This is a genomic window from Mucilaginibacter ginsenosidivorax, from assembly GCF_007971525.1.
GTDB lineage: Bacteria > Bacteroidota > Bacteroidia > Sphingobacteriales > Sphingobacteriaceae > Mucilaginibacter > Mucilaginibacter ginsenosidivorax.
This window is the reverse complement of sequence record NZ_CP042437.1, coordinates 3394722-3420814: the sequence shown is the minus strand read 5'-3', so window position 1 is coordinate 3420814 and position 26093 is coordinate 3394722. Positions and strand designations below refer to the sequence as shown.

Sequence of the window (26093 nt, the reverse complement as noted above, 5' to 3'; positions counted from 1 at the left end):
CCATGAGTCAACCAGTATTGCCCGTTTCTGCTATCGACTTTTTAAACGACCTGAAAAATAACAATAACCGGGAATGGTTTACCGCGCATAAGGAGTTTTACCAGCAACAGCTTGGTTTTGTGGAAGGCTTTGTGGATGCCATACTGGCCAACTTAAACCTGCACGATGTTATTGAAACGCCAACCGGCAAAAAAAGCATGCACCGCATTTACCGCGATACCCGGTTTGGTAAAGATAAAACTCCTTATAAAACCAATTGGAGCGGCAGTTTCAGGCGCGCCACCAAATACAGGCGCGGCGGCTACTATTACCATTTTGAGCCCGGAAACACCTTTATTGCCTGCGGATTTTGGGCGCCCAACCCGCCCGATTTAAAACGCATCAGGGATGACATTGCTTTTGATGATAAGCCGTTGCGCAAAATCATCAACAGCCCGGTTTTTATCAAAAGCTTTGGCACCTTACGCGGCGAAACCGTGAAAACCACCCCCAAAGGTTACCCCCCCGATCATGAAGCTATCGACTTGTTGCGGTACAAGCAATACCTGGTTGTACACCGCTTTACCGATGAAGAATTTTTGAGTGCCGGCTTTTTTGAAAGTGTTTGCCAGGCATTACGGGATATGCGCCCCTTTTTAGATTATATGAGCGAGGTGTTAGTGACGGATATTAATGGGATGGTTGATTAGGGGGAAACCGCTAATTATGCCCATTATATTTTTCGTCACTGTAGAAACGCAATACTTTGCGTCTCCCCCATGCTAATCAAACCAAATCCAGACCTTTCCGCTGGCCTGAACGCGGGAGACTACAACCTAAACCAGGTTTAAAATGTTATTTGCCAAAATACGTCAACACCTTAACTTTGTGGTATTCACCACCATTAACCATCCCCGCTATGGCCAGTCAAACCACCAAATCTCCCAATGTTACGCAAGCAGTGCCATTTTTTATGATCACCGAAATGGAGCGGTCATTACACTTTTATGTGGAAGGATTAGGCTTTACGCTGATTAATCAATGGGTACCAAAAGATAAAATAGAATGGTGCTGGCTTCAGCGCGGCGGCGGTGCTCTTATGCTGCAAACCCTGCATAAGGACATGCCCGGGCGAGGTTTGGGGATATCTGTTTGCTTTCAGTGCCAGGATGCGCTGGCATTGTATCACGAGTTTGAGCGGCATGGCCTTAACCCCAATGAGCCTTTTGTTGGAAACAATATGTGGGTTGTTACCATAAAGGATCCCGACGGCTATAACCTGGATTTTGAAAGCCCGACAAATGTACCGGAGGAAACTAAATATTCGGACTGGAAAAATGAATAATAACACGTTGCGATAATTGACAGGTTATCCGCTATATTAAATATATTCGTATACATATTCTTCTCTCATGAAAATAGAATCGGTTATCCCCATACTTTATTCTGATGATGTTGCACGCAGCCTGGCCTATTATACACAGGTACTGGGTTTTGAAGAACAATGGACATGGGACGACCCGCCAACATTTGGCGGCGCGTTGACAGGTGACACCACCATCTTTTTTTGCAAAGGCGACCAGGGCCATGCCGGAACATGGCTTTGCCTTAATGTTGATAATGTGGATGAATATTATGCCGCTATTAAAGAAAAAGGTGCTATAATTTTATCGCCCCCCGAAGATAAACCCTGGTTTATGCGCGAGATGCTGGTAAAAGACCCCGATGGGCACTTTTTGCGGGTGGGTCACAATATCAGTTGCGATTAGAGAAGGAGCTGAAAGCTGAAAGCCTATGGCAGAAAGCTTTTTTAGTTGATGAATAAACCATATAATCATTTAGCATGCTGCAAAACCGGGTAAACCCTCATGGCGATATTATCAAAACAAATGCACGGGGTGCCTGGATAGGTAACCGCGGTCAGTTGCATGGTAATACCAAAACCATACTGCGCCCCTTTAAGCTTAAAGCCTGGATTACCTGCCTGTTGCAGTTTAAAGGCAGGCACCGCGAGGTGATGTCGCCGGGTTTGTGGACAGAACTGTTCTTTTTGGATGAGGCCACCGCTTTTGCTGCCGGCCATCGCCCTTGTTTTGAATGCCGCCGCGATGATGCCAACAAGTTTAAAACAGCATGGCTTAAGGGCAATCCCGGATATGGGTTTGATAATAAAACCGCCATTGGAAAAATCGACGAGATTACACACCAGGAAAGGATAGATAAAAACGGCAACAAGGTAACTTTTGATGAAGATTTACAAGGCCTGCCCAACGGTACTTTCATACAAGTTAATGGCGAACCCTACCTGGTAGCCAATAACCAGCTTCATCATTGGACGCCTGCCGGGTATGAAAAACCGGGCTTACCAGTAAAGCCGGGCCTGGTTACTGTACTCACACCCCGATCAACGGTCAACGCGTTTAGCGCGGGCTATCTGCCGCAAATGACTGTTTAAGCCTCTTGATTGTTAATGCCGGGTTTCACACTTCGTTTTTACAGGGAAATCGCTTTTAACTTTTTCAGCTACAAACGGTCGCCTTTATAAAATAATACACTTTTAAGTTGCCGCGTAGCGGCTACCTGTTTGTAGAAAACGAATAGTTCAACATTTTTTGCTCCTTAGGAGCTACCTTTTTCCATTGTCAACTTTTAAAAGTGATTTTCCTGCCTCGTTTTATAAATGTCTGGCTTTTATAAGCAGGGAACTTATCTTAGCATATTAATTATACAGGTTATGATTTTCCATTTCAAAAATAAGTTCCCTCAATTGAATCCTTTTTGGGATAAGTACCTGGAATATCAGAAACGGTTGGAGGTACCGGCAAAAACCATTTTGCTGGAAGAAGGAAAGGTATCACAAAATTATATTTTTATTGAAAAAGGCTGTGTGCGCGCATTTTTTTACAACAAGGGGGACGACAAAACTGTACAATTCTTTTTTGAGGATGAAGGCCTCGCTTCGCTCGAAAGTTTTGTCAATAATACTCCAAGTGCGTTCACGGTTGAAACTATAGAGCCCTCCATAGTTTATTTACTTCCCAAACAATATGTAACTCAATTGATGGATGAACTAAGCCGGGAGCCCGATTTTGCACAGTTGACCCTTCGGCTATCTGCCGCCAGGCAATCCCATTACATCAATGAACTTGTTTCTTTCATCAGGGATACGCCCGAAGAGCGTTATCAAAAACTGCTGAGCGAAAGGCCTCATATTGTACAGCGGGTACCGCAACACTATATCGCATCATACTTGGGTATCAGCAAAGTACACTTAAGCCGTATTAAAAGCAAGCTTGCAAAAGGCAAATTACATTTCTGAACTTGATAACATATGTTATCGTTGGGGGCTTCCTTTCCGGCTAATTTTGTCTTAACAAAAAATAAAAAGATGAAAGCAGCAGTAATGTATCAAAAAGGGGAATTACCTCAATATGTTGATTTTCCGGAGCCGGCAATTCAAAATAGCGATGAGCTATTGGTAACTGTAAAAGCAGTAGCCATTAAACACTTTGATAAAGGGCACGCCGCCGGCAAACACTATTCAAGCAATGAGCCCGCGGCAAGCGGCCGGGTAATTGGAGGCGACGGCGTTTGCCTGCTGGAAGATGGAACGCGGGTATACGGCATGGCAATAAGCGGTATGCTGGCTGAAAAAGCGACCATTCATAAAGACCGGATAGTAAAAATACCCGATGAACTTGATGATGCGGCTGCAGCAGCCTTACCCAACGCCGTAATAGGCGCGGCAATGGGTTTACAGTTTAAAGCCGGTATTAAGCCGGGCGATGTGGTGCTGGTAAATGGCGCTACCGGTTTTACAGGCCGGGTAGCCGTTCAAATTGCCAAACATTATGGTGCAAAAAGAGTGATTGTAACCGGCAGAAATCAAAAATCGCTTGATGACTTGCTGACGATGGGTGGCGATGAGGCGGTTTCTGTTTTGCAGGATGATGAACAATTTATGGCCCGTATTAAGGCTATACACGCACAAACACCCATTGACGTTATTATAGATTACCTGTGGGGCCATATCGCCGAAATGATACTTGCCTGTTTAAAGGGCGACGGTTCATTTACAAACAAGATTCGGTATGTATCGGTTGGCAGCATGGCGGGTGATATCATCCAGTTATCTGCCGCCAATTTGCGGAGCGTCGATCTTCAGCTCACCGGATCGGGGCTTGGTGCCTGGTCAAAACAGGAGGTTAGCCAGCTTTTTACAGGCATACTACCCGAAATGTTTGCCCTTGCAGCCGAAGGGAAACTAAAAGTAGATACCATCAACGTTAAACTCGAAGACATTGCCGAGCTTTGGAATTTAGATGTACCCGACGGGCAGCGACTGGTTGTAACTATTTGATGCTATCCCGTTGGAACAGAAGCCCCAAATAAGGCAATAACGTATTTATTTTCAAATCAATACACTATCAGCTTCTGTATCCTCATTCACTAACACTTTGACAACAACGTTATGATTGCTGCATTATTGATTGCCGCGTGGTCGGTTATTGTCCTGAAATTTCGAAATTCGGCAAGGGCAAAAAAATTAGCGACCAGGTTTTTAAGGCGTAAAACTAAAACCAGCTAAACGTCGATAAGAATTATATGATAAGCCCGGGTATTTCAAAAGATAATAGCCGGGCTTATTTAATTAAGATATTCAATTTGCTACCTTAAGCCTGGCTAATTATTGAACAGCGTGTGCGCCAACTTTGTACGTACCAACAGCGGCCACATTAGGGAATGCAAGGTTAACGCGATTGTAGCTGTTAATGGTGATAACAGCCAAAGTTAAATCAACCAACTCCTCCTCGGTAAACTGTTCGCGGGCTGTTGCGTAAATTTCGTCGGGTACGGGGCCACCTGTAATTTTTGTCAAAGCTTCGGCCCACGCCAATGCGGCGCGTTCCCTATCGGTGTAAAAAGGGGCTTCCCGCCAGGCATTTAACATATACAGGCGTTGTTCGGTTTCGCCATTAGCACGCAGGTCTTTTGAGTGCATATCCAGGCAATAGGCACAACCGTTAACCTGCGATACCCTGAAATAAATTAAATTTAAAAGCGGTTGCTCAACCGGCGACTTAGCCAGGTAAATGCCCAGTCCATACAAAGCTTTCATAGCGCCCTGGCCTTTTTCAAAAACATTGAGTCGTTGTTTCATGGTGTTGTTTATTGGTGTTTACTTATGCCCTAATAGCGATTGAGATATACAGAATAGGACATATGCTTAAAAGAATAATTATACCCAATTAATACTTCCACCCCATTTTTCCAATGTCTGTAGCCCGTAAGCATGGTGCCAGCAAGAGCGGCGATGATTATCCAATAAAATAATATGAAGTTTTACAAAAAACTAAAAGGCCACAACGGAGACCTCGCCATCAGGTATAAACGCAGCCATGGGCAATCAAATAACTGATTTCAAATACTTTATTTCAGTTCGTAAACTACCGCTTCATAAGGTTTAAGCGTTCCGTTTTTTGAAGATTGAGGGTAATTACCCAATAAAACATTGGCTTTACTAAAATCTACCCCGGTGTTGGTTGTGGCCACATTGCTTGTAAAATTTAATAATACCAGCAATTTTTTACCATCCAGTTCCCTGGTATAGCTGTAAGTATCGGCGTTTTGGCCATCAAGCAAGGTGTATTTACCATATACCAATGCAAGATTATCTTTGCGTAATTTTACAACTTTCCTGAAATAGTTAAGGGTACTATTGCCATCCTTTTCCTGGGCAGCTACATTAATCGTTGTATAATTGGGATTTACAGCAATCCATGGTTTTCCGGTCGAAAAGCCTGCATTTTTACTATTGTTCCATTGAAAGGGTGTGCGGCTATTGTCCCTGCTTTCAAAACTCATGCGCTGTAAATACTTTTGCATATCGGTGCCCAGGTTTTTCTGGCGCTGGTATTCGTTCAAGGTTTGCACATCACGATAATCTTCGGCTTTGCTAAACCCGGCGTTGGTCATTCCCAGTTCGTCGCCATTGTAGTAATAAGGGGTACCGCGCATGGTCATTAAAAACGTTGTCAGCATTTTTGACGATACCGCCCTAAACTCCGGGCTATCGTTACCAAACCGGGTAACCAGCCTCGCCTGGTCATGATTGGCCAGGAAAATAGATAGCCATCCTTTTGCAGCAAACGCGCTATCCCATTTAGTAAATATCTGCTTTAAATGCAACACGCTATAGCCATCGGGTTTAGCTATATCCACGGCTTCAAAGGCATAAGCCATATTCAGTTCATTCCTGTCGGCATCAACCAAATTGTGTGCATCTTCAAACGTATTGCCGGCCCCTTCGGCTACGCTCATTACATTGTATTTGCTTAAAACCTGCTGGTTCATTTCCTGCAGGTAACCATGCAGGTTACCCTGCATACCGTAATATTGGGTAAAGTTTTTTTCAAACCCATTCGGGAAAGCCGGGAAGGTGGTATCTTTTGCCGCAAACTGGAACGCATCCAGCCTGAAACCATCAATCCCCTTATCGCCCCAAAACTTCATAATATCGTATACTTCCTGCCTTAGCTTGGGGTTTTCCCAGTTAAGATCGGGTTGCTTGCGCGAAAAATAATGCAGGTAATAGGCATTGGTAAGCGAATCATACCGCCATGCATCATGGTTTACATCAAAAAGGCTATAACGGTAAGGCGGTTTGCCTTTTTCGGCATTCCACCAATGGTAATATTCGCGGTAAGGGCTATTGCGCGAACTGCGGCTTTTTTTAAACCATTCGTGCTCATCACTACTATGGTTTACCACCAGGTCCATCACCAGTTTTATGCCGCGGGCATGCATGCCTTTAAGCATGGCATCAAAATCGGCCATGGTGCCAAAATCTTTCATAATGTCGCGGTAGTCGCTCACATCATAACCGTTATCGTCATTTGGCGACCCATATATGGGGTTAAGCCATACGGCATCAACGCCTAAACTTTTTATATAATCAAGCTTTGCAATTATTCCTTTTAAATCGCCAATGCCATCGCCATCCACATCATTAAAACTGCGCGGATAAAGCTGGTAAACCACAGCTTCTTTCCACCATTTACGGTCAAGGCTGTCTTTGTGGGGCAGGCTGTTTTGGGCACAACTGTAATTACTGCCCAATAGCAAAAAGGCAGCACTTATGATAAGCGGGTTAAAAATTTTCATGATCAGTAAATAACTAAACAGCAGCAGGTTAAATTGGCATTCCGGGTAATAAAGTTCAAGTTATAACATTTTACGCATGCTGCAAAATATGTTTAAAAAACGCAGCAAATTAATAGTGTTGATGATACACATTTATACTTAAAAACATTAAATTTATACACTATTATAAACCCACTGCCTTACCCTTAAAAAGGCGCATCAATACATTACATGAGAAGACTTTTTTTACTCGCGTTTTTATTTTTTACCATTAGCGTTAAAGCACAAACGCTAACACCGCGGCAACAATTTCCAGGCTTGTTTGAAGCCGTTCAGCTGGGCCGGATTTTTCCGGATAATAAAACTTTTGTAGATGCTGTGCCCAAACAGGATCCGGCCATGATCATGAAAGCTTACCAGGATGAAAAGGATAAACCTGGCTTTGATATTAAAACATTTGTACTGGCACATTTTGATATGCCGGTATCGCATAGCTCGTTTCAAACAGATATTGAAGCAGGTATCCGCAAACATATTGATACCTTATGGCATGTTTTACAGCGCCGGCCCGATGAGGCCAAGCCATTTTCGTCATCACTGGCTTTGCCAAACCCCTATATAGTACCGGGTGGCAGGTTCAGGGAAATTTACTACTGGGATTCGTACTTTACCATGCTGGGCCTGCAGGAAAGCCACCAGGTAAAGGTGATTCATAACATGGTTGAGAATTTTGCTTACCTGATTGACAAGTATGGTTTTATCCCCAACGGTAACCGGGCTTATTACCTTACCCGGTCGCAACCACCATTTTTTGCCATGATGGTAAACCTGCTGGCAAAAAATGAAGGAGAGAAAGTATTAATCCATTTCAGGCCGCAATTAATCAAAGAATATGAGTACTGGATGCAGGGCTGGGAAGGTTTGGCCGCTAACCAGGCCTCGCACAGGGTTGTGAGAATGACAGGCGGCGAACTTTTGAACCGTTACTGGGACGAAAGCGACCAGCCACGCGAGGAATCATTTGTACAGGATGTAACAGCCGGTAAAGAAACCCAACAACCGTTGCCACAATTTTACCATAACGTCAGGGCAGCCGCAGCCTCGGGCTGGGATTTTAGCACGCGCTGGTTTGATGCATCGGGCAAACTGCCAGCCATACAAACCACCAACCTGATACCGGTTGATCTGAATTGCTTGCTGTATAATCTTGAACTTACCATAGCCCGCAGCCTTAATCAAATTTATAATGGAAAGCTGGCCAAGCTATACCGCGAAAGGGCGGCCCGCCGTAAAGCCGCCATTTTAAAGTACTGCTGGAACCAAAAAACAGGCTGGTTTGATGATTACAACTGGCAGCTAAACCAGCTATCAACCATACCTACCCTGGCAGCCGAATTTCCGCTGGAATTTAAAATAGCTACTGATGAGCAGGCCCGCCTGGTAGCTGAGGGGTTAAAAAACAACTTCCTGAAAGCAGGGGGATTGGTTACTACCCTAAACTTCTCGGGCCAGCAGTGGGATGCACCAAATGGCTGGGCGCCTTTACAGTATATGGCCATTGATGGCCTGGAGAACTATCATTACAACGCCCTGGCCAAAGAAATTGCCACGCGCTGGCTACGGTTAAACATCAGGGTATTTAAACAAACGGGCAAACTGCTTGAAAAATATAATGTGGTTGATACCAAGCTTACCGCCGGCGGCGGCGAATACCCGTTACAGGACGGCTTCGGCTGGACCAACGGCGTGCTGCTGCACCTGATTAACCGTTACCATATTGATACCGAACATGAAAGCAAAGATTTGCCGGAAAATCAGAATTGATAATTGTATGTATTATTCGTCTGTCGCGAGGTTTCAACTCGTGACACAACCTGGCTGCAGCTTTTAGCCGCACCGTGTTCAAATTAAATGTATTTACAATTTGGCAACGTAAGCTGGAAGCTTACGCCAGATTTACTCACGGGTTACGCTGTGCTAACCCCGCGAGAGAGAGAAAAAATATTTCACCTGTCGCGAGGTTTCATTTAGATGTTTCAACTGTGTTATTGGTAATATTACTTAATAATATAAGTTAGCTTATCCATCCCCACACCGGTTATCTTTAACGATTTCCAGTTAACAGGCAGCTTGCTTTTTAACTGTGTAATACCTGTGGGGGTTATATCCAACCCTCCAAAACCCATGAGCAAGCTTTGGATAATACCGCCAGCGCCTGTTGCAAAATAGGGATTAGCACCGCCCTTGGTTTCGGCAATTACGCGAAATGGCGGGTTTAGGTTTGGCTCGTAAGCGTCTTTAAAAAAATGGTATGCTTTATCGCCGTTGCCCAGGCGGGCATATAACAGGGCAAAAACAGCCTGGGTCATGGCCGGAGTTCCTTCGTTGGGTACACGGGTTTCGTAGTATTCCAAGTCTTTTTTAACCTGGCCGGCGTCGGTTATCGTTTTCAGCGGGTAGGCCAGCAGGTTAACATCTGCTTGCTTAATACCTTCGCCGTTGTAGGTGGCATGTTCGCGGGTTACACCGTTATCCATTTTCAGGATGGGAATATTTTGTGCTACCAGCTGCCAGTCGGCATCTGCTTTTTCGCCCAATATTTTGGCGGCGGCGGCGGCGTTTTGCAGGTTGGCTATAGCGGCGGCGTTGGTAAAGGCATTGTTATCAATATTTTCGGCCCACTCATCAGCGGCTACCACGTTTTTGATATCGTAATGCCCGGGGCCATTACGTTCAACCCGGCTTGCCCAAAAATCGGCTGTGGCCGATAGTATGGGCCAGCCTTTTTCGCGCAGCCATTGTTTGTCCTGGGTTACACAATAATAATTCCAGGCAGCAAGGGCAACATCAGCAGTAATATGGTGTTCAAACGGACCGCTCAAGGCCCAAACAGGGGTTTCCTCTACCCCGCTATCGGCGCTTTCCCAGGGGAACATAGCACCTTTATAACCATGCGAAAAAGCATTTTTACGGGCTGCATCCAGACGTTCAAAACGGTATTCAACCATTGATTTAGCAATTTCGGGGTGCAGCACCAGCATAGCGGGGTACATCCAGATATCGCAATCCCAAAAAATGTGGCCGTTATAACCCAAACCCGAAAGCCCCATTGGCGACGGCGAGTAAGCAGTACCCGCCCGCGAAAACGAATACAGGTGATACAGCATACTATGTACATCCTGTTGTGCCTGCGCATCGCCTTCAATCTGGATATCGCTGGCCCATAGGTCGTCCCAGGCTTTGTTGTGGAATTTGATCAGGCGGTCGCGGCCTTCCAGTTTGGCAAAAATAGTAAGGCGTTCCGCCTCGTTTAAGGGATCGGCATGGTGTGCCGAAGTTATGGATGAACCTGTAACCGCGTATTTATAAGTTTCGCCTGCGGCAACCGCTTTGCTAAATTTCATCAGGTGCATGTTATTATCCCACATTTCGTGAATAATGCGCGGTTCCTGGCCATGGGGCTCGTTAAATAAAAACGAAGTGGACGCGCATAACTGCATTTTGCCTGTTGGGCTCTTCGCTGTAGAGGTTAACAGGCTGATGGTTACATGCGGCCGGTCAATCTCGTTATAATAGTTTTGCACCTCTTTTAAGGCATCCGGCGCTTCCATTACACTGGCCGATGTTATATTGATGGCCTTTTTGGCTGTAACGGCCACATCCATCAATACGGTAAAAGGCAATTGGCGCAAGGAGTAGTAAGTATATTTGATGGTAGCTTTATCACCATAATCAAACGTGGTGGTAAAGGCGGCATGCTGCATATCCAGCTCCTGCTTAAAATTGCTGATATTTTTGGCATCAATACGTCGGCCATCAATCTCCAAGTACATGTTCAACAGGTTAAAACTGTTTAAAAAATTACTTACCCTGCCCCTGCCATACAGGTCATATGCCCCTGCCAGCACCACATTTTTTACCTTAAAGGGTTCGGGGGCCGATACAATACCTATCATCCCATTGGCAACGGTGATGCCGTAATAATTTGCAGGGTCTATTTTATCTGCTTTAACCGTCCATGGGTCGGCACCCTGTGCATTGGCTGCAACAGGAACAACAAAGGCCAGCAACATCAGCCATTTTGATACCTTATTCATCATCAATATCGTATATGTTATTTTTTAAACTGTAGTTTTTTTACCACCAGCTGTCCAATTTCGGCACCTTGTTTATTGCCCACAATACAGGCGTTTTTAAAGTGGATACCGCCCAATACCCGCGACATCGCTGCTGATTTCGCGGCTTCCCTGAATGACTTGAACGATAGCGGCGCTATCCCAAATTCCATCTCCGAGGAATCGGTGTAAGCAAAATTATCGCCAAACTTGCTGGTCAATACCTCGGCGGCGGCTGATGATATCACGGCGTGCCCGCTACTGTATTCGGGAAATGGCGGGGTTTGGATATATGGCCGCCAATCAGCATTAATGTATTTGGTAATAATAGTTTCGGGCCGCACATAGTTTGAGCGATATTTTAAATACCAGCAATTGATAAAACCATCAAATAATGCAATAGCAGTTTCGGTGTAAACACTCACTGTAGTGTTAAAATCAAGCTTTTTTGCACGGGTAACTGTTCCGGTAATATTCATCCAGTGGCCTCCAGGCGAAAACTTTTTGGTGGCAAATGAGGCATGTCCCACTACATTCAGCTTAAATGCGTTGTCGTCCCAAAAATCGGCCTGGTGTTTTTGCTCGGTGGTAAGGCTGTCAACAATATTTTTTACTTCAAGCGCCTGCAGGTAAAACCTTCCGTTTTTGTTTTTAACGTCAAAAGCCGGAGGATCTGGCGGGATTAGTTGCGAAGCAGAATCCAAAACCATTGGCCTTATCTCGCCCCAGTGTGCTTCCAGTGCCTGTGCATACATAGGTGGCGTAGGGATCCAGCGGCCATCCTGCTGTTTTACCGTGTATTTACTGGCCGACCGGGTTTTTAAATAATTATCGCCCTTGCTCCATTTCATAATAGATTTGGCCACTTTATTGGCATAATTTACCGATCCTTCAAAAAGATCATCGGGCATACCGGCATCTTTTGCTTTTTGTTTAAGCCCATCTACATACTGGTCCATACTGCCTTCCGGAAACGTTACCGCATTACCCACAAAGCAAAATGCCAGCAGCGATGCAAACTGGTAATCAACCGTGGTATCTTTTGAGGGCTTTGGCGTTGGTGGCAAATGTTTGATTTGGCCGGATAACGACCTGAAATGCGCCGGATCGCCGGCCGCAATAACCTGGTACGCCGCAATGTTGGCATACACATAATTACGTGAAGCAGTAACCGGCGGAAAGTTATTTTCCAGCACAATATCGTTAAGTTTTTTTACGGTAACACGGTACAGTTCAGGATCGTGCATTACTTTTTGGTACTCGGGCTTTTTGCAGGAGGAGAGTAAAAATAGCCCGCCTGCAATACAAAATAGAAAGGATCTCATAAATTATAAAATAGGTTAAAAAACAAGCCGGACAAAGAGGATAATCCTTCTGCTTTTTGCATTGATTGACAGCTAATATAGGCTTTTATATCCTATACTCCGGCATAAAAAAAGGGGTTTTTATGTGATTTTTTGGTGCAATTTAAGCCGCCCGAATTTAACAAACCATTACAGAGCGGCAGCGTTAATATCATTTGAATTATACAAGTAACCGATTGATTGTTACAAACGGCTATACTGTCACTATCAACAATTTTGTATCATAAAAATTATTAAAAATGGAAAGTAAAAATAAAATAGCCCTGGTAACCGGTGGCAGCCGTGGCTTAGGCAAAGATATGGCACTTCGGCTTGCCGAAAAGGGCATTGATGTGATACTCACCTACAACAGTAAACTGGCAGAGGCGCAAAATGTAGTTAATCAAATTCAACAAAGCGGCAGAAAAGCCGCAACCCTGCAACTCAACACCGGCGACATTAAAAGCTTTGGTACTTTTGTCGATCAGCTTAAAAACGTGTTAACCAATACTTTTGGTGCAAACCGTATTGATTTTTTGATCAATAACGCAGGCATCGGGGGGTATAAATTAATTGAAGAGGTTACCGATGAGTTTTTTGATGAACTGCTGAACATTCATTTTAAAGGTGTTTATTTTTTAACACAAGGCTTAATCCCGCTGATAAATGATGGTGGGGGCATTGTAAACATATCCAGCGGCTTAACCAGGGTATCTTTTCCGCGGTCGTCGGTTTATGCTGCTATGAAGGGCGCCGTTGAAGTATTTACCCGTTACCTTGCCAAAGAGTTAGGCGCCAGGGGCATTAGGGCCAACACTGTGGCGCCCGGCGCGGTAATGACAGATTTTGGCGGCGGGCACTTCCGCGCAAGTGAGGAAACACAAAAACAAGTAAGCTCGGTAACCGCATTAGGCAGGCCGGCTGTGGCCGAAGATATTGGCGGCGTAGTGGCCTTTTTGTGTACAGACGATGCACGCTGGGTAAACGGGCAACGCGTCGAAGCTTCGGGCGGCATGCTGGTATAATAAAATTCAATAAAAAAGCAGGGCAGTACTTGATTGAATAGTGCGCCCTGCTTTTACCTGCCGCTAATGGCAATTGCTAATAACAATACATTAAATTGATAACTTTAAATTCGGAAAAGCAGCATGATCACCAATACATCCCTCGAAGATTTTTACCACCGGAATGGCGCATCGTTTCATGGTGAGACGAGTAAAGAGCTTGGCCATTTTAATGTTTTTGAAGCCGAAAAGTTGTTTAATAAAGCGACCGGAGAAAGAATAATGCCCTATAGCCGCCGGGCGTATTACAAAATTAGCTGGTTAAGGGGCAAAAGCAAAGCCGAGTATGCCGATAAGATAATAGATATACAGAAAAACGCCCTGCTTTTTGCTACGCCCAAAATCCCCTATCGTTGGCTGCCCGAAGATGGTAACCAAACCGGTATGTTTTGTATTTTCACACCCGACTTTCTTTCGCCAGGCAAGTCGGCGGTATTGTTGGATGAATTGCCCATATTTCAACCCGGGCAGGTACCGGTTTTCCAGGTTTCTGAAACAGAAATAAACGAAATTGAGTACATCTTCAGGAAGATGCAGCGGGAGCTTGATGCCGATTACCAGTATAAATATGACCTTTTACGCACCCTGGTTTTAGAACTTATACATTACGGGCAAAAACTACAGCCGATGCTGGCCATAAGTACTGCGCAAAACGCGTCTGAACGGATATCTTCCCTGTTTATCGAATTGCTGGAACGACAATTCCCGCTTGAGCCGCCACACCAAAAACTTGGTTTACGAACCGCCAAAGATTATGCCGACCGGCTGGCCGTACATGTTAATCACCTTAACAAGGTACTAAAAGAGGTTACAGGCAGTACTACAACCGAAATTATTAGCAACAGGATAATACAGGAGGCCAAAATACTACTGAAACAAACACATTGGAGCGTAAGCGAAATTGCCTATGCACTCGGTTATGATGCCCCTGCGCATTTTTCTAAATACTTTAAAAAACAAACTTCGTTTACACCGGTGGCGTTCAGATCGTAGGGGGAAATTTTCGCCTGCCCTTGGAAAAAAGGGGCGACCTACGAGCTTTATTGCTATAAAACTCCCGTCCTTTCTTGCAGAAGAGTGTCCCTGCGTAATAAAGTGTCTTAATAAGTCGAGGCAAATATTGTCAATAAAAAAGCCGCTTTTGGTGAGCGGCTTTTCAATCCTTCGTAATTATCTTTATATTTTGTGACTCCATTTGTCACCATGTCATCTCTGTTTTTTTTCGCATAGCTGGTAGTTCCTCAGGATGACAGGAAAATTGGATGTATCAATGAGCGCTGTAAAACTTTCGGGCCCCAGAAGGGCCTGATTGATATTGCATGGCATCTGTTTGTCTGCCTTAAATTTTAATAAATATTTTTTTACGGTACATCCAAAACAGGACGAGCCATTGTATTGCCAGCACAAGCGCGCCTTTAATGAGTGTACTGTAAGCATCGCCAAAAATCATATCGTAGTTTTGGCCCAGGTGGATATATAAACTCTGCCTGATAAAGGAGCCAAAACCATCGGCCAGCACGTAGGCCGCTATGGAGTTTGTGCCTATTACCACCAGCAGCAAGGGCCATTTTTTGTGCTCCGCTGCATCAATAACGCCGTAAAAAAAGGAAAGCAGCAAAAAGCAGCATCCGCCGCTAAACAACACCCAGCCGGGCGTCCATATCCGTTTTACAATGGGGGCTATACCTGTAAAGTGTAATAAAGCAGCAAGGGCTATTAAACCAAGCCCGGTTGCCACAAAGCGGCGCACCAAAACAAACGGTGCAGTGCCTTTACGCAATTGGTTGCCGGCCAGCAACCCAATAATCATGGTGCCAAGGGTTGGTATAAAGCTAAGGGTTGCATAACCACCATTGTTGTGGGTAAAAACAGCTTCGCGGGGGAACAGGTTTAAAAACCAGCGGTCAAAAGCCCAGGCCAGGTTGGTGTTTTTGTTCCAGTGCGCGGCAAAACCTGTAAAATTATGTTCCCAGTTTTGGGGCACACCTGCCGCGGCGTAATCAAAGCTACTACCAGGCAAAGGGTATGCTGCAAAAGCTGCCCAATACCCCACGAGAATTACAACGAATGCAATAATTTGGATCCGTTGTGTACAAAAACCCAGTAAAAAAAGGAAGGTGTACCCCAAACCTATCTGGGTTAGGGTATCTTCAAAAGTAAAATACGTTTGCTTAGACCACATGGAACGCAAAAAAATGCCCAGGGCAATAAGTATAACCGACCGCAGCAAAGCATGCTTTAACAACGCGGGGAACTTATCGCCTTTAGCCATGCGGCCGGCTATTGAAAAAGGTAAAGCAAGGCCAACCAAAAATGAAAACGATGGCTGGATCATATCATGCAGCGAACAGCCCGCCCAGGCAACATGGTCCTGGTTAAAGGCCAGGATACTCCAAAACGTACTACCTGGCAGCTTGCTATAAACTTCCTTAAATGATAGCGCCTCGCCCATCATCAGCATCATTACAAAACCACGATACGCATCGACCGAAATTAGCCGGCTGCTGCCAATTTTCGCAGTTTCTGTTGCTGCAGGAGAGTTTTTCATTTGCCAGGGGTTTATTTACATGCAATATCGATAATTGCTTGATTTTTAAGCGCCCGGATCAAAAAAATAATCCCCCGGCGGGGCTACCGCGTGTACATATCTCTAAAACAAAAGGAAATGACATTTTTTTATTATTATTGGTACGTTTCCAAAAGATGTTTACACACAGTAGCCGGCGGGGGAGGCAACTGTGCTACATATAACGGATATCACATGGCGGCGAAAACTCACCCGGCGAGGCTGCGCCCGCCACCCTCTCTTCGGCTTCGCCGGAAAGAAGGGCTTGAAAATCACCAATATATAAATTACTGACTAATAAGCAATTAAGCACAAATCGTCTCTTTCTACCGCAAGTGAACAGAGGGCGGCCCCGATGCATCGGGGCTGATCGAGTCTTCGCCTTCGTTCAACGGAACGACTAAGCCTCTTTGATAAGCGTTTTTATCTGCTCGGCCATTTCGGGTGTTACTTCGGTACCGTGAACGGTGCGGGCATGCTCGGCGGCAATGGTTAATACTTCTTCATCGGTGTTTGCGGTTACAACAGCATCGCAGGTAAAGCCGGCATCGGCACAGTGTAGTGTTTTCATAACTTTGATTGTTTTAATGGTGATTGTTTATTACACCAAAACTACAAGCGCCTCTCCGCTCAAAACGGTATCAAAAGATACACAGGCAAAAATTTATTTTTAAAGCATATCTATACGGCCGCGGTATAGCTTTATTTTTTGCTGCCGTTCAAATTCCTTTAATATCCGCGATATAACCACCCTGGTTGTACCCAGTTCATCGGCCAATTGCTGGTGCGAAAAATGAACCGAATTGCTGCCCTCATTTCGCGCCCGGCTTTTTAAGTATTCCATCACCCGCACATCAATATGCTCAAACACGGTCACTTCAAAATTGCTTATCAGCTCATCATACCGCTTCCTGAAAATATTCATCACGTACCTGTTCCATGACGGATATTTGAGCTGCCACTGATCTATCAAACCAGCCGGGAATATAAGCACCTCCGTTGGTTCGGTAACTACCCCGTGCGATGTGCTTTTATTATTAAAATAAGCCGCCGCAAGCGACATGGTACAGGTTTCTTCGGCTTTTACATAGTAAAGCAAAAACTCCCTATCCTCCTTTTGCTGAAATACCCTGATGGCGCCCTTAATAACAATAGGCAAAAACTTTACATACTGCCCATCGCGCACAATTACATCGCCCTTATTAAAGCTCATCACTTTGGCATGCTCCTGTAGTTCGGCCTTAAATTCAGGCTCGTAAAAAAAAGGGATTCTGGCAAGAAAATCGCTGGTGTTACTCATAAAGCTTCAGGTTAAAACATGCCCCCTAATTTACAATTATCAGCCTGCTTTACAGCCCTATCGCTTTTAAATTTCTACCACAATTTTTCCTTTTGCCTGGTTGCTTTCCATGTAGCTGTGCGCTTCGGCAACCTGGTTAAGCTTAAACACTTTATCAATATTCAGTTTAATTTTTCCACCAGCTACAGCATCTATAAATTCCTGCAAACTGTCTTTATGCAAATTGGCAGCATCGCCCATATAAACTGTAAGGCGGCCCAGTGATGGGATATCGCCCATGGGCGTAAATTCGTTCATCGTCCAGCTGCCGCCCAATATGCCGGTCATGCAAACTATACCTTTGGGCCTGATACATTTCAGGGAGTCTTTAAGGCTTGCAATACCCACCAGCTCCAAAACCTTATCAACACCCTGCGGTATTATTTGCCTAAGTTTTGAATTTACATCGCCATCATCGATGATCACATGATCGGCGCCGTTTTCTTTAAGGTGGGCAGCTTTAGCTTCATCCCTGGTAGTTGAAATCACCGTCAGCCCCTTACTTTTCGCCAGCTGACAGGCCAGCATGCCGATAGACGACGTACCGCCGCGAATGAACAATGTTTCGCCTGTTTTTATTTCTAATGCTTCATTCAGCGAGCCCGAAACAGTCTGGAACATTTCGGGGATGGCTCCAAGCGCTGCCCAGGGCAAATCGCTTTCGAACGGAAAAACAATGGCTTGCGGAACAAGGGTATATTCGGCATATCCCCCATCAAATTCCCGGCCCATGCCGCCCATTATGGCAGCCACTTTCTGGCCTTTGTGGTAAGTACCCGAGGGGTCATGCTCCACCTCCCCTACGCATTCAATACCCTGTACGCGCGGAAACATAACACCCGGCGAGTGGCCCTGCCGCGTAAACAACTCCGACCGGTTTAAACCAAAAGCTTTTATTTTAATTAATATCCAGCCTTCTTTTGCTGCTGGTATGGGTAGGTCCTGTATCTGTATAACCCCGGGCATGCCGGGTTGTGGGGTTACTGCTGCTTTCATGTTGTTGTTAGTTTTCAGGAGCGTTTAAAAATTCTGCCACCTGGCTAAGCAATCTTTGTGATGCATTGGTATCAATACCCGATAATGGCCAAACGTGGTTTTGATTTTGGTAAATGGTTAAATTTGCATCCGGCTGAACTTCTTTTATGGTATCATAAAAATTCCTGCTGTCGTCCAGCAATATCTCGTTACTGCCAACCACAATAAGCACCGGTGGAAACTTGTTCAATCGCGCGTTTTCGGGGCTTACTATTTCGATAGGTGAGTTACCAATATAATCGGCAGCCGATGCTTTTGCATATTCGCGGCTTAGCACCGGATCGATGGAGCGGTTTTCTTCATGCGATGGATTATCACAGTGCAAACTTATCCAGGACGAAATCAACACTGCCGCATTAGGTAGCTGAATTTTCTGTTCAAGCATCCGGGCAACTGCATATACAATTAAACCGCCACCGGCGCTATCGCCAATAAAATTAATCGCGTAGCCGGGGTAGCTGTTAAGTAACTCCGTGTACACGGCAAAAACATCATCGGGTGCTGCCGGGAATGGCTTTTCGGGCGCCAGGGAATAATCTACAAATAAAGTTCTTGCGCCTGTTGCCAGGGCAAAATGGCTTACCATAGCCTCGTGCGAGCGGATAGAGCCAACCGCAAATGCGCCGCCGTGCAGGTAAATAATTATTCTTTGGGGCCTGGCATTAACCGGGGTTAGCCAATAACAATTAACCCCGGCTATCCATACCTGTTCTGTTTTTACCGATAGCGCTTTAGGATAAATTGCGCCCAAGGTTTCAAACCGTTCTCTTCGTTCTTTTATGTCTTCCATTGCTTTGTACTTTGTTTTTGCGGGCAAAAAATCATCCCGTTTGCTGCACAAAGGTGGCGGTATAAACAGATAACTGCCTATAAAGTAGTTTAAGAAATACCCTTAATGTAGTTTAAGGGTACTACTGTTTTTGGGCGATGTATTTACGCACTTTACTCAAAAATTCGGGGGTAATGCCCAGGTACGATGCTATTTGCGTGCCTGGCAGACGCTGGTATAAATGGGGGTATTGTTTAATGAACGACAGGTAGCGCTCTTCGGCTGTTGAGCTGATGGTTTGCAGGATGCGGTTTTCCTGTTCAACAAAACGATCCTCTACAATTACCCTGAAATTTCTGTCGAATTTGGGGTTGTTGGTGAACAGGTAAAACAGGTTGGCCTTGTTTAACTGGTAAATAACAGCCGGCTCAATAGCTTCAATATAAACGCGGCTGGGTTTTTCAAAATAAAAACTATCAATTTCCATTAGCCAGTCGCCCTCAGCAGCAAACTGCAGGTTATGCTCCGTCCCTTTTTTATCAACCTGGAATTTTTTGAAACAGCCTTCGGCAACAAAGGTGTAATGCCTGCAAATATCGTTTTCCTGCAAAATGAATTGACGACGTTTAATTTTCCGTTCGGTAACCCGTTGGGCAAGGTCGGCCTTTTCTCCCTCATCAAGGGGCAGGTATTTATCGAAACAGGAAAGAAGCTTGTTGATTGACACTATATATTATTTACGAGGCACTAATATACTGAATGATATTTACAACAAGCCCTTCCCTGGTGGTGAAGCGTGTCAAACAAGTGCCGTTAAAAGATAGCTTCAGCGCCGGCTCCCCGGCATAAGCCATTTGCAAGTTAACCCTGTTTTTAAAAATGGGATATCACATCTTTGGGGTATTTTGGGGTGCGAAATAACCAGTGAGAAGTCTGCTTTCCCGGGCAAAATTTCCCCGGGCAAACGCCGGTGGTTTGCCGAGCTCAGCAGGGGAAAATTACTTGGAGTACTCTTCCCGGGTAGTTAATACCACCCTGGTAGGCATATCTGATGATGTTGGGAAAAAACAAGCCGTTTCAACAACGTCTTTTTCGCCCGGGTTTAATACCAAATCAGCTTCGCCTTTTGATTGCGCCACCACGTGGCCCATGGCATTATAATAAGTAGCATCAACATAAACATTCCTAAACACCTGTTTACCAGTGGCTTTTATGGTTGCATGTACATAATACAGGCCCTGGGTAACATCATATTTATCGCTGGTTTCCACAATTTCAACGCCGTTTAACCCGCCGTTTGTTTCAATATCTACCGGTGGGTTTCCGCTTCCGTTTTCGCAGGCGCTTAACAGGGCGCTCAATAATATCATGGTCAAAATAATTTTCATGTTGCTAATTATTAAATATCCACAATATAGGAAACAAGCGGCGTGCCGAAAAAAAATATATTATTACATATTGCCGTTTTTAGCTGTGGGCAATATATGTTTTGGCATATTAATTACTTCAGGCATAACTTTCATAGGTTACCCTAAAGTTTCCGTTTTATTAATTTGAAACTATTTAATTGGTTTGTCAGCATTAACACTAATTTTGTTATGTATAAAAATGTTGTGTTGACTTTATTACAGATCAGGGGTAATTAATGGAATTTGAGGATATCAGTAAACGGTTTGAGGAATTGCAGGTTTGTGTTATAATCCCTACCTATAATAACCACCTTACCCTGGCTGGTGTAATAACCGATGTGGCCGCCTATAGCAACCATATCATCGTAGTTAACGATGGCTCGACAGACGATACCGAAGAAATTGTAAAATCATTCCCGCAGGTGCAGCTTATCAGCTATCCACAAAATGTGGGTAAAGGCTGGGCATTACGCCAGGCATTTGCTTACGCGATGGAAAAGGGTTACCAATATGCCCTAACTATCGACTCGGACGGGCAGCACTTTGCCAAAGACATCCCCAACTTTTTAAATAAACTGGAAGATGTACGCGATGCCATCATCATAGGTTCCCGCAATATGGACCAGGCCGCGGTGCCGGGCAAAAGCAGTTTCGGTCACAAGTTTTCTAACTTTTGGTTTTGGGTAGAAACCGGTATCCATTGCCCCGATACCCAATCGGGTTTCAGGCTTTACCCTTTGTACCTGCTGGAGGGAATGAAATTTTACGCCGTAAAGTACGAGTTTGAGATAGAGGTTATCGTTCGTGCTGTTTGGCGTGGTGTGCATATGGATTCGGTACCGGTTACGGTTTATTATGCACCAAAAGAAACCAGGGTATCGCACTTCCGTCCCTTTACCGATTTTTCGAGGGTGGGCGTGTTGAACGCCTTTTTGGTAGTCATCGCCTTTGCCTGGATTAAGCCGCGCAACTTCTTCCGCGATTTATTAAAAAAAAAAGGCCGTAAAAAAATATTAGCCACCCTGTATAATCCCAACGATTCGGACGAAACCAAAGCACTCTCTATCGGCTTTGGCATTTTTATGGGGATAGTGCCTATATGGGGCTTTCAACTTGCAGTGGCCATATTTCTTTCTATTATATTTAAACTAAACAAGGCGCTGGTGGTGTTCTCGGCACATATCAGTATCCCGCCCATGATTCCGGTTATCCTCTTTTTAAGCTATAAAGCCGGCGAGTATTGGATGGGCGACAGGGTTGCCAATATCGCCTTCAGTTCGCATATCTCTTTTAAATCTATCGGAGCACATTTAGAGCAGTATATTTATGGCAGTTTAACCTTAGCTGTTGTGGCATCTTTGAGTGTTGGACTGATGACCTACGGGTTATTAAAACTACTTAAAAAATCACCTGCCGCATTATAGTTCCCATTTAAATGGAAAAAGGCCTTATCCTCATATATCATTATTTTTCTAAAAACAAGCTTGTTTTTTATACCGTATTCGCGGCCTGCTTTCTGGCGATGGGCTACTTTGCTTCGCGCGTAAAGTTTGAGGAAGATATCAGCAAGGTTATCCCGAAAGATAAAAAGATTGCCAGGCTCAACGAGGTTTTCCAAAACTCCAAGTTTTTGGATAAGCTGGTGATCATGGTATCGCTTAAAGATAGCACCGCCACAGCCAACCCCGATAGCCTGGTTGCCTATGCCGATGAATTTGCCGCCGCAGTAGGGCCAAAACTTAAAGATTATATAGGCAAGGCCAATTTTAAAGTAGATGATGATGTGGTGATGAAATTGTTTGGCACCATAAGCCAGCGTTTACCCATTTATTTAACGGAGAAGGATTACAAAACCATTGATACAGTTATAACACCAGAAAAAGTTAAACAAACCCTGGCTTATGATTACCGCACGCTTACATCGCCGGCCGGCATAGCGCTCAAAAGCATTATCAGTAACGACCCGGTTGGCATTTCCTTTATCGGCCTTAAAAAACTACAACAGCTGCAGTACGATAAAAATTTTGAACTGTACGATAATTACGTGGTAACCCGGGACCATAAAAACCTGTTGATGTTTATCACGCCGGCCTATCCGCCCAATAATACGGGCAAAAACTCGGTACTGATAAAAGGGCTCGACCAGTTGATCGATAGCCTTGGCAACAAGCCAAAGCGCATCGCGACAGCAACCTACTTTGGATCGGCGGCGGTGTATTATGGCAACGCACAACAGTTAAGGCGCGATACTGCGCTTACACAAGGCGCCACGGTTGTTGCACTCATTTTGTTTTTAGGTTTGTACTTTCGCAAAAAAAGAGCGCCCATCATTATCCTTATCCCGGTACTGTTTGGTTCACTATTCTCGCTAACCGCTATTTACTTTTTAAAGGGAAGCATCTCGGTTATTGCATTGGGCACGGGTTCGGTGGTGCTGGGTATCGCTATCAATTACTCGTTGCATGTATTTAACCATTACCGCCACACCAAAAGCGTAGAGCAGGTAATCCGCGACCTTACTTTGCCCCTTACCGTTGGCAGTTTTACCACTATTGGCGGTTTCCTGTGCCTGGAGTTTGTAGAATCGGAAATGCTGAAGGACCTGGGCTTATTTGCTGCCTTTAGTTTAATAGGCGCCTCCATTTGTTCGCTGGTATTTTTACCGCAGTTTATATCCACAAAAAAAGAACAGGAAAACCACACTTTTACCCAGCTATCCTGGATTGATAAACTGGCCTCCTTTAACCCGGAGTACAACAAGTACATCGTTATTGGCATTATCCTGCTTACGGGCGTGTTTTTTTACAAGGCCAACGATGTAACGTTTGAGTTTGATGTAGCCAAAATGAACTACATGCCGCCCGCGTTGCAGCAATCGCAAAACAAGCTCAATAAAATTAACCAATACGCGCTGCAATCGGTTTACCTGGTATCGGAAGGAAAAACGTTGGATAGGGCTTTGATAAACAACGAAAAGCTGGCCAGGCAGATTGAAAAGCTGAAAGAGCAGGGTATCGTCAAAAAATCATCAGATGTATCCTCCTTCATCATCTCCGATTCGCTGCAAAAAGAACGGGTTAACCGCTGGAATACCTACTGGACCGCCGAAAAGAAACAACAACTTTTTGCTACGCTCGAAAGCGAAGGCAAGCTGAAAGGGTTTAGCACATCGGCGTTTGAAAAATTTAAAGTATTATTGAACAAGGATTTTTCGCGCACCAACGACGATGACGTAGCCGAAATCAGGAAAAGTTTCCTGGATAATTTTATTAATGAATATCCAAGCCACTCCACTGTAGTAACGCTGGTACAAACATCGCCGGATAAAAAAGCCGCCATTTATAAAGCTTTTGAAAACGCCCCCAATGTTACTGTTATAGATAAGCAATACCTCACCAATAAACTGGTAGAGATCATCAACGCCGATTTTACCAAAATAGCGGTCATGTCCTCACTATTGGTATTTGTGGTGTTGCTGCTTACCTACGGGCGCATGGAGCTGGCATTGGTTTCTTTTATCCCCATGGCCATTTCCTGGATCTGGATTTTAGGTTTAATGGGCATCTTCGGTATCGGCTTCAATATTGTAAACATCATTATTTCGGCGCTGATATTTGGCCTGGGCGATGACTACAGCCTGTACATTATGGATGGCCTGTTGCAGGAGTATAAAACGGGCAAAAAGGTATTATCATCTTATAAATCATCTATCTTTCTATCGGCCATTACTACCATTACCGGGCTTGGGGTTTTGATTTTTGCCAAACACCCGGCCTTACGGTCGATAGCCGCAATATCCATCATCGGGATTGTTTGCGTGGTTATTATGTCGCAAATATTGATCCCGTTCCTGTTCAACATCCTCATTAAAAACCGGGCAGCGAAGAAGCACTTCCCCTGGACGATCAGCGGGTTTGTGATCAGCATTTTTGCGTTTACTTATTTTGTAACCGGCTGTTTAATTCTCTCTGCATTAGGCTTTATATTCCGGCTGAATCCATTTAGCAAAGAAAAAGGTAAGCTGGTATACCATGCCATTCTGGCCCGGTTTTCCTGGTCGATGATTTACATTATGGGTAATGTAAAAAAGGAGATCATCAATAAACACCTGGCCGACTTTAAAAACCCATCGGTTATCATCGCCAACCACCAATCGTTTTTGGATATTTTGATTTTGGTAATGCTAAACCCGCGGCTCATTTTATTTACCAATAACTGGGTGTGGAATTCGCCGGTGTTTGGCGCTGTGGTACGCATGGCCGATTATTTCCCCGTAGCGCAAGGCACCGAAGAAAGTATTGATATATTGGCCGAAAGGGTAAAAAAAGGCTATTCCATCGTCATATTTCCCGAAGGAACCCGGTCAGAAGACGGCGAGATCAAGCGCTTTCATAAAGGGGCTTTTTACCTTGCCGAGGCTTTAAAAATGGACATTCAGCCCATCCTTATCCACGGAACAGGCTATTGCATGACCAAGGGCGATTTCCTGCTGAAGAACGGCAAGATCACCCTGAAATACCTGCCCCGCATAAAACCAGCTGACACTACTTTTGGAACCGGCTATGCCGAACGGACCAAAGCCATCAGCAAATATTTTAAGACCGAGTTTAAGCAGCTAAGCCAGGAGATACAACAGCCACGATACTACCGCGAACAGCTCATTTACAATTACCTGTACAAAGGGCCGGTACTGGAATGGTATATGCGGATAAAAGTGCGTTTAGAGAAAAACTACCAGCAGTTTCATGATCTGCTGCCTGCCAAAGGTAAGATGCTTGATATTGGCTGCGGCTATGGCTTTATGCCCTACATGCTGCACTTTGCCGCCCCGCAGCGCGAGTTTATAGGCATTGATTATGATGAGGATAAAATAGAGGTAGCCAATAATAACTTTAGCAAAGATGCCCACATCAATTTTGAGCATGCCGACGTATTAAGCTTTGAATTTGAAAAATACGATGCCATTATTATAGCTGATATGCTGCACTACATGCTGCCCGATGAACAAAAACTGATCATGGAGCGATGCATGAAAAGCCTGAACCCCGGCGGCAAACTGATCATTCGCGATGGCAATAAAGATTTGAAGGAAAAGCACCGTGGTACAGAACTAACCGAGTTTTTTTCGACCAGGTTTATCAAGTTTAACAAGGCAAGCCGGGGGCTCTCGTTTTTATCGGCACAGCTGGTAGAGGATATCGCGGCGGCTAACAACATGAGTTGCAAAATAATAGATGAGACAAAGTTCACATCAAATATTATTTTTGTAATTGAATAATGACGATTTGGTTTCAATTCCCCTCTTGAGAGGGGGCGGGCCGGGATAGCGAA

22 protein-coding genes are annotated in these 26093 nt (G+C 44.7%); 11 read left to right on the top strand and 11 right to left on the bottom strand.

The window, feature by feature from the left end; genetic code table 11:
- The first annotated feature begins 2 nt into the window (after positions 1-2).
- The 6 genes from FSB76_RS14290 (at position 3) to FSB76_RS14265 (ending at position 4339) form a co-directional block, all read left to right on the top strand.
- Positions 3-689, top strand: a complete 687-nt coding sequence (locus FSB76_RS14290) for a DUF2461 domain-containing protein (RefSeq protein ID WP_147054413.1) — start codon at positions 3-5, stop codon at positions 687-689.
- 209 nt (positions 690-898) lie between these two features.
- Positions 899-1324 (top strand): VOC family protein, encoded by a 426-nt coding sequence (locus FSB76_RS14285; protein WP_147054411.1) that lies wholly within the window; start codon positions 899-901, stop codon positions 1322-1324.
- A 67-nt stretch (positions 1325-1391) separates the two neighbouring features.
- Positions 1392-1748: a VOC family protein gene (locus FSB76_RS14280; protein WP_147054409.1), complete on the top strand. Its 357-nt coding sequence runs from the start codon at positions 1392-1394 to the stop codon at positions 1746-1748.
- A gap of 74 nt (positions 1749-1822) precedes the next feature.
- Positions 1823-2434 (top strand): hypothetical protein, encoded by a 612-nt coding sequence (locus FSB76_RS14275; protein WP_147054407.1) that lies wholly within the window; start codon positions 1823-1825, stop codon positions 2432-2434.
- Between the two features lie 279 nt (positions 2435-2713).
- The gene (locus FSB76_RS14270; protein ID WP_147054405.1) at positions 2714-3298 is read left to right on the top strand and encodes a Crp/Fnr family transcriptional regulator; all 585 of its coding nucleotides are present in this window, start codon (positions 2714-2716) and stop codon (positions 3296-3298) included.
- A 69-nt stretch (positions 3299-3367) separates the two neighbouring features.
- Positions 3368-4339, top strand: a complete 972-nt coding sequence (locus FSB76_RS14265; RefSeq protein ID WP_147054403.1) for a quinone oxidoreductase family protein — start codon at positions 3368-3370, stop codon at positions 4337-4339.
- 327 nt (positions 4340-4666) lie between these two features.
- On the opposite strand, the gene FSB76_RS14260 is transcribed toward FSB76_RS14265, so the two are convergent.
- A complete protein-coding gene (locus FSB76_RS14260; RefSeq protein ID WP_147054401.1) occupies positions 4667-5140 on the bottom strand; it encodes a carboxymuconolactone decarboxylase family protein in 474 nt (157 codons plus the stop codon).
- Between the two features lie 269 nt (positions 5141-5409).
- The gene (locus FSB76_RS14255) at positions 5410-7143 is read right to left on the bottom strand and encodes a glycoside hydrolase family 13 protein (RefSeq protein WP_147054399.1); all 1734 of its coding nucleotides are present in this window, start codon (positions 7141-7143) and stop codon (positions 5410-5412) included.
- Between the two features lie 210 nt (positions 7144-7353).
- Here FSB76_RS14255 and treF point away from each other — a divergent pair, with 210 nt between their 5' ends.
- Positions 7354-8946 carry an alpha,alpha-trehalase TreF gene (gene treF, locus FSB76_RS14250; protein ID WP_147054398.1) on the top strand — a complete coding sequence of 531 codons (1593 nt, stop codon included), beginning with the start codon at positions 7354-7356 and terminating at the stop codon, positions 8944-8946.
- 233 nt (positions 8947-9179) lie between these two features.
- Here treF and FSB76_RS14245 read toward each other — a convergent pair whose 3' ends face one another.
- On the bottom strand, positions 9180-11222 hold the full coding sequence (locus tag FSB76_RS14245; RefSeq protein WP_225976514.1) for a glycosyl hydrolase family 95 catalytic domain-containing protein: 2043 nt from the start codon (positions 11220-11222) through the stop codon (positions 9180-9182).
- 14 nt (positions 11223-11236) lie between these two features.
- Positions 11237-12562 (bottom strand): vanadium-dependent haloperoxidase, encoded by a 1326-nt coding sequence (locus FSB76_RS14240; RefSeq protein WP_147054396.1) that lies wholly within the window; start codon positions 12560-12562, stop codon positions 11237-11239.
- A gap of 278 nt (positions 12563-12840) precedes the next feature.
- Here FSB76_RS14240 and FSB76_RS14235 point away from each other — a divergent pair, with 278 nt between their 5' ends.
- Both FSB76_RS14235 and FSB76_RS14230 read left to right on the top strand, forming a co-directional pair.
- Positions 12841-13605, top strand: a complete 765-nt coding sequence (locus FSB76_RS14235; RefSeq protein ID WP_147054394.1) for an SDR family NAD(P)-dependent oxidoreductase — start codon at positions 12841-12843, stop codon at positions 13603-13605.
- A 123-nt stretch (positions 13606-13728) separates the two neighbouring features.
- Positions 13729-14637 carry a helix-turn-helix domain-containing protein gene (locus FSB76_RS14230; RefSeq protein WP_147054392.1) on the top strand — a complete coding sequence of 303 codons (909 nt, stop codon included), beginning with the start codon at positions 13729-13731 and terminating at the stop codon, positions 14635-14637.
- A gap of 346 nt (positions 14638-14983) precedes the next feature.
- Here FSB76_RS14230 and FSB76_RS14225 read toward each other — a convergent pair whose 3' ends face one another.
- The 7 genes from FSB76_RS14225 to FSB76_RS14195 all read right to left on the bottom strand — a co-directional run bounded on the left by FSB76_RS14225 (position 14984) and on the right by FSB76_RS14195 (position 20741).
- Positions 14984-16192: an acyltransferase family protein gene (locus FSB76_RS14225; RefSeq protein ID WP_225976513.1), complete on the bottom strand. Its 1209-nt coding sequence runs from the start codon at positions 16190-16192 to the stop codon at positions 14984-14986.
- A 418-nt stretch (positions 16193-16610) separates the two neighbouring features.
- Positions 16611-16781 carry a DUF1059 domain-containing protein gene (locus FSB76_RS14220; RefSeq protein WP_147054390.1) on the bottom strand — a complete coding sequence of 57 codons (171 nt, stop codon included), beginning with the start codon at positions 16779-16781 and terminating at the stop codon, positions 16611-16613.
- Between the two features lie 99 nt (positions 16782-16880).
- On the bottom strand, positions 16881-17510 hold the full coding sequence (locus FSB76_RS14215) for a Crp/Fnr family transcriptional regulator (RefSeq protein WP_147054389.1): 630 nt from the start codon (positions 17508-17510) through the stop codon (positions 16881-16883).
- 66 nt (positions 17511-17576) lie between these two features.
- Complete coding sequence (locus tag FSB76_RS14210) at positions 17577-18545, bottom strand: zinc-binding alcohol dehydrogenase family protein (RefSeq protein ID WP_147054387.1); 969 nt, start codon at positions 18543-18545, stop codon at positions 17577-17579.
- A 7-nt stretch (positions 18546-18552) separates the two neighbouring features.
- Entirely contained in the window at positions 18553-19374 is an 822-nt protein-coding gene (locus FSB76_RS14205) for an alpha/beta hydrolase (RefSeq protein ID WP_147054385.1), read from the bottom strand.
- A gap of 121 nt (positions 19375-19495) precedes the next feature.
- A complete protein-coding gene (locus tag FSB76_RS14200; protein ID WP_147054383.1) occupies positions 19496-20080 on the bottom strand; it encodes a Crp/Fnr family transcriptional regulator in 585 nt (194 codons plus the stop codon).
- Between the two features lie 271 nt (positions 20081-20351).
- On the bottom strand, positions 20352-20741 hold the full coding sequence (locus FSB76_RS14195) for a hypothetical protein (protein WP_147054381.1): 390 nt from the start codon (positions 20739-20741) through the stop codon (positions 20352-20354).
- 257 nt (positions 20742-20998) lie between these two features.
- On the opposite strand from FSB76_RS14195, the gene FSB76_RS14190 reads away from it, so the two are divergent.
- Entirely contained in the window at positions 20999-22186 is a 1188-nt protein-coding gene (locus FSB76_RS14190) for a DUF2062 domain-containing protein (RefSeq protein ID WP_225976512.1), read from the top strand.
- A gap of 11 nt (positions 22187-22197) precedes the next feature.
- Positions 22198-26040 carry a trifunctional MMPL family transporter/lysophospholipid acyltransferase/class I SAM-dependent methyltransferase gene (locus tag FSB76_RS14185; RefSeq protein WP_147054379.1) on the top strand — a complete coding sequence of 1281 codons (3843 nt, stop codon included), beginning with the start codon at positions 22198-22200 and terminating at the stop codon, positions 26038-26040.
- Positions 26041-26093 lie beyond the last annotated feature (53 nt).